Source organism: Janibacter limosus NBRC 16128, assembly GCF_001570985.1.
Lineage (GTDB): Bacteria > Actinomycetota > Actinomycetes > Actinomycetales > Dermatophilaceae > Janibacter > Janibacter limosus.
Map to the genome: position 1 here is coordinate 84,216 of NZ_BCSS01000010.1, position 6,996 is coordinate 91,211.

Consider the following 6,996-nt stretch of genomic DNA (forward strand, 5'->3'; position numbering starts at 1 on the left):
GGAGACAACGCAACCGGGCCGGCCGGCCCACTACCGAAGGGAGTCGCGTCGTGTCGCAGACCGTCAAGGCAGTCATCGCTCGCTCGAAGGGGGCCGATGTCGAGGTCGTCGACATCGTCGTCCCCGACCCGGGGCCGGGGGAAGCCGTCGTCCAGGTGCACTCCTGCGGGGTCTGCCACACCGACCTGCACTACCGCGAGGGCGGGATCAACGACGAGTTCCCCTTCCTCCTCGGGCACGAGGCAGCCGGTGTCGTCGAGTCCGTCGGCGAGGGCGTCACCGATGTCGAGCCCGGCGACTTCGTCATCCTCAACTGGCGAGCCGTGTGCGGCCAGTGCCGCGCGTGCCTGAAGGGCAAGCCGCAGTACTGCTTCGACACGCACAACGCCACGCAGAAGATGACCCTCGCCGACACCGGCGAGGAGCTCACCCCGGCGCTGGGTATCGGCGCATTTGCAGAGAAGACGCTCGTCGCGGCCGGTCAGTGCACCACGGTCGACGGCGAGGCCGACGCGGCTGCCGTGGGCCTGCTGGGCTGTGGCGTCATGGCCGGCTTCGGCGCTGCCGTCAACACCGGTGAGATCACCCGCGGCGAGTCGATCGCCGTCATCGGGTGCGGTGGCGTCGGCAATGCCGCCATCGCGGGCGCCAAGGTCGCCGGAGCGACGACGATCATCGCTGTGGACCGGGACCCCCGCAAGCTCGAGATCGCCAAGGGGTTCGGCGCGACGCACACCGTCGACGCGAGCAGCGAGGACACCGTCGAGCGCATCCGTGAGCTCACCGGAGGCTTCGGCGCGGACGTCGTCGTCGAGGCGGTCGGCCTGCCCGAGACCTACGAGCAGGCCTTCTACGCACGGGATCTCGCCGGTCGGGTCGTCCTCGTGGGCGTGCCCACGCCGGACAAGGAGGTCACCCTGCCGATGAACGAGATCTTCGGTCGTGGCGGTGCGCTCAAGTCCAGCTGGTACGGCGACTGCCTGCCCAGCCGCGACTTCCCGATGCTCGTCGACCTCTACCGCCAGGGGCGCTTCGACCTCGATGCCTTCGTCACCGAGCGGATCGGCCTGGGGGACATCGAGTCGGCCTTCGACAAGATGCACGCCGGTGACGTGCTGCGATCGGTCGTGGTCCTGTGACCGCGCGCATCGACAAGGTCATCACCTCCGGTGCCTTCGAGCTCGACGGCGGATCGTGGGACGTCGACAACAACGTCTGGATCGTCGGTGACGACAGCGAGTGCATCGTCATCGATGCCGGCCACGAGGCCGCGCCGATCCTCGAGGCGATCGGCGAGCGCACGCTCCTGGCGGTGGTGAGCACCCACGCCCACAACGACCACGTCAACGCTGCGGCCGAGGTCGCCGACGCCAAGCAGGCCCCCATCTGGCTGCACCCCGACGAGGCCCCGCTGTGGCAGATGACCTACCCGGACCGAGCCCCCGACGGCGCGCTCGCCCACGGGCAGGTCATCACCGTCGCGGGCACCGACCTGCAGGTGCTGCACACGCCGGGGCACGCTCCGGGCGCCTGCTGCCTGCACGCTCCCGAGCTGGGTGTCGTCTTCTCCGGCGACACGCTCTTCAACGGTGGGCCGGGCGCGACCGGACGGTCGTTCTCCGACTACCCGACGATCGTGGAGTCGATCAGCGACAAGCTGCTGCCCCTCCCACCCGAGACGCGCGTGCTCACCGGGCACGGCCCCGAGACCACCATCGCGGCCGAGGCTGCGCTCCGGGGGGAGTGGGCCGACCCCGGGTCCTGAGGGTCAGCTCGCCTGCGGCTCGATGATCACGGCCCGCACGTCGGCGGCGCCCTCGCGCAGGGGCCGCAGGCGGGCGTACTCCGGGCAGGCCCAGAAGGCGTGCACCGAGGCCGGGTCCGGGAACTCGACGAGGTGCCACACGCCTTGCGTCGCCGGACCCTCGATCGCGGTGCCGCGGGCCGCCCGGGCCAGGTATCGACCGCCGAAGCGCTCGATGAGTGGTGCCACCGCCAACTTGTACTCACGGTAGGCGGAGGAGTCGGGGTCGAGGACGTCGACCTCGAAGACCACGTGCACGGGGGATGTCGTCATGGCCCGAGCATGGCCTACTGCACGCGGGATGGCGGACGGGGCCGCATGGCCCGTTAGCCTTGGGCCGTGACCCTGCAGCTCTTTGACACCGCCACACGCGCCCAGCGCGACTTCGTCCCCGTGACCCCCGGCCGGGTGGGGATGTACATCTGTGGGCTCACCACCCAGGGCGCGCCGCACATCGGGCACCTGCGCTTCGCCGTCTCCTTCGACGTGCTGCGGCGCTGGCTCACGCGTGGCCACGGCTATGACGTCACCCTCGTGCGCAATGTGACCGACATCGACGACAAGATCCTGCGCAAGGCCGACGAGTCCGACGAGGAGTGGTGGGCGCTCAGCTACCGCAACGAGCGCTACACGACGCAGGCGCTCGACCTGCTCGGTGTGCTGCCCCCCACCTACGAGCCGCGCGCGACCGGCCACATCACCGAGATGGTCGACCTCGTCGAGACCCTCGTCGAGCGAGGCCACGCCTACGCGGCAGCCGACGGCAGCGGTGACGTCTACTTCGACGTCAAGAGCTGGGCCGACTACGGCGAGCTGTCCAACCAGGGCCTGGACGACATGGTCGCCGCCGACGACGCAGACCCGCGTGGCAAGCGCGACCCCCGCGACTTCGCCCTGTGGAAGGGCCGCAAGGCCGAGGAGCCCGCGACCGCCAACTGGCCCACCCCCTACGGCGAGGGGCGCCCCGGCTGGCACCTCGAGTGCTCCGCGATGGCCCGCAAGTACCTCGGCGACACCTTCGACATCCACGGCGGCGGCATCGACCTACGCTTCCCCCACCACGAGAACGAGCAGGCCCAGTCCCGCGCGGCCGGGCTCGGTTTCGCCGGGTACTGGCTGCACAACGGCTGGGTGACGGTCAAGGGCGAAAAGATGGGCAAGTCCCTCGGCAACGCCCTCGAGGTCCAGCACCTGGTGCAGGAGCACGACCCGCTGACCGTCCGCTACTTCCTCACCGCGGCCCACTACCGCTCGATGATCGAGTACCACCCGGGTTCTCTCGAGGAGGCCGGCGCCGCGGTCGAGCGGATCGAGGGCTTCCTGCGTCGCGCGCAGCCGGGTCAGGGGGCCGTCGAGGCCGATCCGGGTGTCGAGCTGCCAGCGGCCTTCGCCGCGTCCATGGATGACGACCTCGGTGTCGCGGGGGCGCTCGCCGTCATCCACGATGCCGTCCGGGAGGGCAACACCGCCCTGGACGAAGGGGGCCGGGACGAGGCTGCCGAGATCGCCGCGACGGTCATCGCCATGACTGATGTCCTCGGCATCAACCCGCTGTCCGCGACGTGGGTGGGAGCCGGTGGCAGTCGTGAGGACGAGCTCACCCAGGCCCTCGACGCCCTCGTCCAGCTCCAGGTCGAGTCGCGCGCCAAGGCGCGTGCCGCGCGCGACTTCGAGACCGCAGACCAGATCCGCGACGCACTCGTCGCCGCGGGAATCACCATCGAGGACACTCCGCGCGGTGCGCGGTGGAGCCTCGCCAGGAAGGACCACTGATGGCTGGCAACAGCTCACGCCGCGGAGCGGTACGCCGCTCCGGATCCAAGAAGGGCCCGCAGGCAGGCTCCGGCGGCCAGCGCCGCCGCGGCCTCGAGGGCAAGGGACCGACGCCCAAGGCCTCCGAGCGTCCCAACCACAAGGCGTACGACAAGTCGTCCGGTGACAAGCGGCCCACGGGGCGCTCGACCGCTGGCCGCAAGAAGGCCTCGACCGAGATGATCGCCGGTCGCAACTCCGTCGTCGAGGCGCTGCGTACCCAGGTGCCGATCACGACGATGTACATCGCCAACCGCATCGACAGCGATGACCGCGTCCGTGAGTCGTTGACCATCGCGGCCGAGGCCGGGATCCCGATCATGGAGACCCCTCGCACCGAGCTCGACCGGCTGACGGACGGCGCGGTGCACCAGGGGCTGGCAGCGCAGGTGCCGCCGTACCAGTACGCGCACCCCGGGGACTTCGTGGACTCCCAGATCCCGGGTGTCCCGCTGGTCGTCGCGCTCGACGGCATCACCGACCCGCGCAACCTCGGGGCCATCGTGCGCTCGGTGGGTGCCTTCGGTGGTCACGGGGTCGTCGTGCCGCAGCGGCGCAGCGCCGGCATGACTGCCTCCGCGTGGAAGACCTCAGCCGGTGCTGCAGCGCGCATCCCCGTCGCTCAGGCGGCCAACCTCGTGCAGGCACTCAAGGACTACCGCAAGGCCGGGTTCTTCGTCATCGGTCTCGACATGGAGGGCGATGTGGAGCTGCCCGGTCTCGACTTGGCGACCTCACCGCTCGTCGTCGTCATCGGCTCCGAGGGCAAGGGGCTCTCGCGTCTGGTCCGTGAGACCTGCGACCAGATCGTCTCGATCCCGATGAGCAGCGCCACCGAGTCGCTCAACGCTGGCATCGCCGCGGGCGTCACGCTCTACGAGATCGCCCGCGTGCGGGGTGCGCAGGGCTGACGCCCACCGCACAGCAGCTCAACCCGACAAACACCCCCTTCGCAAGGGTTTGCACCGCTTGCGAAGGGGGTGTTTGTCGGGTCACCCGGAAGGCGTGGGGCAGGTGAGGCGCCGCCTCAGGACTTGTCGGCGTGGATGACGTGGGTCTTGCCGACGATGTCAGCGAGCGTGCGGTCGTCATCGTCGATGAGCATCCAGATCCAGCTGATGATGCCTGCGAACTGGTGCACGAGCTCGCGCAGCGCGGCGGGCCCGAGCGTGGGGTGAGCGCCGGTCTCGGCATCGATGAGCTTGAGCCCGGTCACCTTCTTGCCGATGCTCTGACCGGTCTTGGTCACGCGCCAGACGCGGTTCCACGCGACGACGGCCAGGCTCACGAGGAAGGTCAGGAAGAGCAGCAGGATGCCCAGCCCGATGAGCGGGCCGGAGCCGGACCCGGGGACCTCACAGGTGGAGTAGTACCCGCAGTCGTAGGTCTTGGGCGCCCCGGCGATGATGCAGACGATGCCCAGCACGAGCGGGACGAGGGCGGCCGCGAAGGGCAGCAGCCCGTCGATGATCCCCGGAAGGATCCGGTCGGAGAAGTCGGCCGTGCGGCCGTAGCGCTGCTCCACCCAGGCTCGCGAGCCGGGACGGTTGGGGTCGTTGGCGCCGGACGGGAAGGGCGAGCTCGGCGGAAGGGGGGCGCTCGGCGGGACGGGCGCACCCGGCGTCGGTTCGGTCATCACTTCTCCTTGTCGACGATGGGCAGCAGCTGGGTGTCGGCACCCAGGACGGCCTGCTCGTCGGGTTTGCTGGGCAGGACCTCACGCAGGTAGTCCGTGATCGCGTCCCTGATGTGGACATCGTGCCCGACGCGCTCGGCCATGTACCAACGGTGCTCGAGGATCTCGTGGAAGATCTCGGCCTGCTCCAGCTTGGCCCGCAGCTCGCGGGGCACGGCCGCGGCGGTCGGCTCGTAGACGTGCGTGAGCCAGTCGTGGGCCACGAGCGACTCGTTGTCGCCCTGGCGGTCGGAGGAGGCCCGGTAGGAGTCGAGGTCGTTGAGCAGGCGTCGGGCCTGGTTTTCTTCCACGTCCAGACCAGTCAGGCGCAGCAGCCGCCGGCTGTGGTGCCCGGCATCGACGACCTTGGGCTCGATCCGCAGGTGGGTGCCGTCGAGGTCGGTGGTGATGGCCAGCTCGTCGACGTCGAAGCCGAGCACGTTGAGTCGCCGGATCCGCTCGTCGACGCGCCACCGCTCGCCGGAGTCGAACCACTCGTCGCCGGTGAGCTCGCGCCACAGCCCGCGGTAGCGGCCGATGAGGTCGGCGGAGATGTCGATCGGGTCGAGGTCCTCGGGCAGGTAGCCGCCCGCGGCGAGGTCCATCAGCTCACCCGCGATGTTGGTCTGGGCGAGGTCGAGGTCGTGCTCGCGCTGCCCGTCGCTCAGCCGCTCGTGCAGCTCGCCGGTCTCCGCGTCCACAAGATAGGCGGAGAAGGCGCCCGCGTCCCGGCGAAAGAGCGTGTTGGACAGCGAGACATCCCCCCAGAAGAACCCGGCCATGTGCAGCCGCACGAGGAGCACCGCGAGGGCGTCCGCGAGGCGGACGGCCGTGTCCTCGCGCAGGTGCTGGCCGAAGACGACGCGATAGGGGAGGGAGAACTGCAGGTGTCGGGTGACGAGGCATGCGTCCAGGGGCTCGCCGTCGACGTCCGTGCGCCCGGTCACGACGGCGAGCGGTTTGACGCACGGCAGGTCGAGGCGGCGCAGCTGACGCAGCAGCCGGTACTCGTTGCGCGCGATGTCGGCCTTGATCTCCTTGACCGCGACGATGCCGCCGGACAGGTGGGCGAAGCGCACGACGTGCCGGGAGATGCCCCGCGGGAGGGCGGCAAGCAGGTCCTGCGGCCAGTCCTCCAGCGGGGCCGACCACGGCAGGTCGAGCAGCGCCGGGTCGGGCTGGGCAGCGGAGATGTCCAGGGGCATGGCTCCTCCCTCCGGGCCCGACGGGCCCATCAGCTCAGTGTGGCCCAACCTTAGGGGCGAAGGGAGGCCAGCGCGGTCAGGACCTCGGGGACGAGCGTGCAGTCGTCGACCCGTAGTCGGGCGGCGCTCTCGCCGGGACCCACCTTGATCCCCACGTCGTCCGGTCCGAGCACGGTGAAGACGTGCTCGTCGGTCACGTCGTCACCGAGATAGACGATGGCGTCGGCCTCGAGCGTGGCGGCGAGGCCGCGCAGTGCGGTGCCCTTGTCGGCACGCAGCACGCTCAGCTCGTGCACGCCCTTGCCGGCGAGGTGGGTGACGCCGTCGACGAGGGCGGCATCCTGCGCGATGGCCGCAGCGGTCGGCAACACGTCGTCGGGCAGGCCGCGGGTGTGCAGCACGACGGCCGTCGGCTTGTGCTCCAGGCGGATCCGCGACTCCCGCTCGGCGACGGCGAGCTCGACCCGGCCGCGCAGCGCGGCCACGGCGGCGGCGGTGCC

General features: G+C 70.5%; 8 protein-coding genes. 4 read left to right on the plus strand and 4 right to left on the minus strand.

Annotated features, from left to right (window positions below):
- Positions 1–50 precede the first annotated feature (50 nt).
- Both JLI01S_RS05620 and JLI01S_RS05625 read left to right on the plus strand, forming a co-directional pair.
- Positions 51–1,139: an S-(hydroxymethyl)mycothiol dehydrogenase gene (locus tag JLI01S_RS05620; RefSeq protein WP_068261296.1), complete on the plus strand. Its 1,089-nt coding sequence runs from the start codon at positions 51–53 to the stop codon at positions 1,137–1,139.
- Complete coding sequence (locus JLI01S_RS05625) at positions 1,136–1,765, plus strand: MBL fold metallo-hydrolase (protein ID WP_068261299.1); 630 nt, start codon at positions 1,136–1,138, stop codon at positions 1,763–1,765. The genes JLI01S_RS05620 and JLI01S_RS05625 overlap by 4 nt, the downstream gene beginning before the upstream one ends.
- A 3-nt stretch (positions 1,766–1,768) precedes the next feature.
- Here the strand turns inward: JLI01S_RS05625 and JLI01S_RS05630 are convergent, their stop codons facing one another.
- Positions 1,769–2,077 (minus strand): DUF1330 domain-containing protein, encoded by a 309-nt coding sequence (locus JLI01S_RS05630; RefSeq protein ID WP_084349221.1) that lies wholly within the window; start codon positions 2,075–2,077, stop codon positions 1,769–1,771.
- Between the two features lie 66 nt (positions 2,078–2,143).
- Between JLI01S_RS05630 and cysS the strand changes: the two genes are divergently transcribed.
- Together cysS and rlmB are read left to right on the plus strand one after the other, a co-directional pair.
- Entirely contained in the window at positions 2,144–3,577 is a 1,434-nt protein-coding gene (cysS, locus tag JLI01S_RS05635) for a cysteine--tRNA ligase (RefSeq protein ID WP_068261304.1), read from the plus strand.
- Positions 3,577–4,527, plus strand: coding sequence for a 23S rRNA (guanosine(2251)-2'-O)-methyltransferase RlmB (gene rlmB / locus JLI01S_RS05640; protein WP_068261307.1), 951 nt, complete (start codon positions 3,577–3,579; stop codon positions 4,525–4,527). Before cysS ends, rlmB begins: the two co-directional genes overlap by 1 nt.
- A 116-nt stretch (positions 4,528–4,643) precedes the next feature.
- On the opposite strand, the gene JLI01S_RS05645 is transcribed toward rlmB, so the two are convergent.
- The 3 genes from JLI01S_RS05645 to JLI01S_RS05655 form a co-directional block, all read right to left on the minus strand.
- Entirely contained in the window at positions 4,644–5,252 is a 609-nt protein-coding gene (locus JLI01S_RS05645) for an RDD family protein (RefSeq protein ID WP_068261316.1), read from the minus strand.
- Entirely contained in the window at positions 5,252–6,496 is a 1,245-nt protein-coding gene (locus tag JLI01S_RS05650; protein WP_068261318.1) for a DUF4032 domain-containing protein, read from the minus strand. The genes JLI01S_RS05645 and JLI01S_RS05650 overlap by 1 nt, the downstream gene beginning before the upstream one ends.
- 50 nt (positions 6,497–6,546) lie before the next feature.
- Positions 6,547–6,996, minus strand: a 450-nt coding sequence (locus tag JLI01S_RS05655) for a trehalose-phosphatase (RefSeq protein WP_281177452.1), incomplete at its 5' end; no start/stop codon positions are given.

What these genes read in the sequence shown, in the direction of transcription:
- JLI01S_RS05630 (WP_084349221.1), bottom strand. Translation starts at nt 2,077, where the DNA reads ATGACGACATCCCCCGTGCACGTGGTCTTCGAGGTCGACGTCCTCGAC.
- rlmB (WP_068261307.1), top strand. Translation starts at nt 3,577, where the DNA reads ATGGCTGGCAACAGCTCACGCCGCGGAGCGGTACGCCGCTCCGGATCC.
- JLI01S_RS05645 (WP_068261316.1), bottom strand. Translation starts at nt 5,252, where the DNA reads ATGACCGAACCGACGCCGGGTGCGCCCGTCCCGCCGAGCGCCCCCCTT.
- JLI01S_RS05650 (WP_068261318.1), bottom strand. Translation starts at nt 6,496, where the DNA reads ATGCCCCTGGACATCTCCGCTGCCCAGCCCGACCCGGCGCTGCTCGAC.